The sequence below is a fragment of the Desulfogranum aggregans genome (assembly GCF_055398265.1).
The window spans coordinates 2,501-5,000 of the sequence record NZ_AP042447.1 but is presented as its reverse complement, the minus strand read 5'-3'; the positions used below and the strand labels follow the sequence as shown (position 1 = coordinate 5,000).

The 2,500-nt window shown below is 51.0% G+C and carries 2 tRNA genes and 2 rRNA genes (2 of these 4 cut by a window edge); all 4 read left to right on the top strand.

The features are described from left to right. Window positions 1–1,329, top strand: a 16S ribosomal RNA gene (locus tag ACZ52Z_RS00025) (it extends 231 nt beyond the left edge of the window). 82 nt (window positions 1,330–1,411) lie between these two features. Further along, window positions 1,412–1,489 (top strand) — tRNA-Ile (locus tag ACZ52Z_RS00020). A gap of 30 nt (window positions 1,490–1,519) precedes the next feature. After that, window positions 1,520–1,595: transfer RNA gene (locus ACZ52Z_RS00015), tRNA-Ala, on the top strand. Between the two features lie 231 nt (window positions 1,596–1,826). Beyond that, window positions 1,827–2,500 (top strand): 23S ribosomal RNA (locus ACZ52Z_RS00010) (it continues 2,271 nt past the right edge of the window). Together the 16S and 23S rRNA genes with 2 tRNA genes alongside form the textbook arrangement of a ribosomal RNA operon.

Here is a 2,500-nt window from a genome sequence, read left to right as displayed (position 1 = left end):
CATGAGGAGGGGTCTGCGTACCATTAGCTAGTTGGTGGGGTAATGGCCTACCAAGGCATCGATGGTTAGCGGGTCTGAGAGGATGATCCGTCACACTGGCACTGAAACACGGGCCAGACTCCTACGGGAGGCAGCAGTGAGGAATATTGCGCAATGGGGGAAACCCTGACGCAGCGACGCCGCGTGAGTGAGGAAGGCTTTCGGGTCGTAAAGCTCTGTCAAAAGGGAAGAAATGCGTAGCAGTTAATACCTGTTATGTTTGACGGTACCTTTAAAGGAAGCACCGGCTAACTCCGTGCCAGCAGCCGCGGTAATACGGAGGGTGCAAGCGTTGTTCGGAATTACTGGGCGTAAAGGGCGCGCAGGCGGCATGGTAAGTCAGATGTGAAAGCCCACGGCTTAACCGTGGAAGTGCATTTGAAACTGCCAAGCTTGAGTATCAGAGGGGAAAGTGGAATTCCTGGTGTAGAGGTGAAATTCGTAGATATCAGGAGGAATACCGGTGGCGAAGGCGACTTTCTGGCTGAATACTGACGCTGAGGCGCGAAAGCGTGGGGAGCAAACAGGATTAGATACCCTGGTAGTCCACGCCGTAAACGATGTGAACTAGGTGTAGGAGGTGTTGATCCCTTCTGTGCCGCAGCCAACGCATTAAGTTCACCGCCTGGGGAGTACGGTCGCAAGATTAAAACTCAAAGAAATTGACGGGGGCCCGCACAAGCGGTGGAGTATGTGGTTTAATTCGATGCAACGCGAAGAACCTTACCTGGTCTTGACATCCCGAGAATTTTCTGGAAACAGAAAAGTGCCTTCATTAGAAGGAACTTGGTGACAGGTGCTGCATGGCTGTCGTCAGCTCGTGTCGTGAGATGTTGGGTTAAGTCCCGCAACGAGCGCAACCCTTACCTTTAGTTGCTAGCAGTTCGGCTGCGCACTCTAAAGGGACTGCCGGTGTCAAACCGGAGGAAGGTGGGGATGACGTCAAGTCCTCATGGCCTTTATGACCAGGGCTACACACGTACTACAATGGCCGGTACAAAGGGCAGCCACTTCGCGAGAAGGCGCAAATCCCGAAAAGCCGGTCTCAGTCCGGATTGGAGTCTGCAACTCGACTCCATGAAGTCGGAATCGCTAGTAATCGTGGATCAGCATGCCACGGTGAATACGTTCCCGGGCCTTGTACACACCGCCCGTCACACCACGGGAGTCGGTTGTACCAGAAGCAGTTGAGCTAACTTTCAGAGGCAGGCTGCCAAGGTATGGCTGGTAACTGGGGTGAAGTCGTAACAAGGTAGCCCTAGGGGAACCTGGGGCTGGATCACCTCCTTTATAAGGAAAGATACAGAGGTTACTCTGTATGGGATCAACCCTGCTTGGATATTACTGTTCGGTTTTGAGAGATCAAGGTCATGGGCCTATAGCTCAGCTTGGTTAGAGCGCACGCCTGATAAGCGTGAGGTCGGTGGTTCAAGTCCACCTAGGCCCACCATGCTGAGAGAAGTTCTGTAGTGAGATGAATGGGGGTGTAGCTCAGCTGGGAGAGCGCCTGCCTTGCACGCAGGAGGTCATCGGTTCGATCCCGTTCACCTCCACCATTTAAAAGAGTAAGGTTAGGTGTTGAATTGCGTTTGCGATTCACCATCTAACTTTAAACTTTTAAAATAAAAAGTTTATAGATCTTTGACAATTGAATAGCAGGGTATCTAAATCGTAGTACCCTTCCGTATTCGCGAGTGAGTTTTCGGACTTCAGCGATTTTTTTATCTACGGGGAGGTACGTACTACAAAAGCGTTTAGAAGTATAACTTAGTTTACAAAAGACTTATGGTTAAGCTACTAAGGGCTGACGGCGGATGCCTTGGCACTGGGAGGCGAAGAAGGACGTGGAAAGCTGCGATAAGCTTCGGTGAGCTGCTAACAGGCTTTGACCCGGAGATTTCCGAATGGGGCAACCCGGCAGAGTTCAAACTCTGTCATTTATTACTCAATACATAGGTAATAAAGGCGAACGAGGGGAAGTGAAACATCTCAGTACCCTCAGGAAAAGAAATCAATTGAGATTCCGTCAGTAGCGGCGAGCGAACGCGGAGTAGCCCAAACCCATAAGCTTGCTTATGGGGGTTGTGGGGCCCCGATATGGGATTGATGATGGATAGCGGAATGGTATGGAAAGGCCAATCATAGACGGTGATAATCCGGTACGCGAAATCTTGAATCACCCTAGGGTGTCCCCGAGTACCACGAGACACGTGAAACCTTGTGGGAATCCGGGAGGACCATCTTCCAAGGCTAAATACTACCCAGTGACCGATAGTGAACCAGTACCGTGAGGGAAAGGTGAAAAGAACCCCGGGAGGGGAGTGAAATAGAAACTGAAACCGTCAGCTTACAAGCAGTTGGAGCTCAAATTTATTTGGGTGACAGCGTGCCTTTTGCATAATGAGTCAACGAGTTATCCTATGCAGCGAGGTTAAGCCGTGAGGTGTAGCCGCAGCGAAAG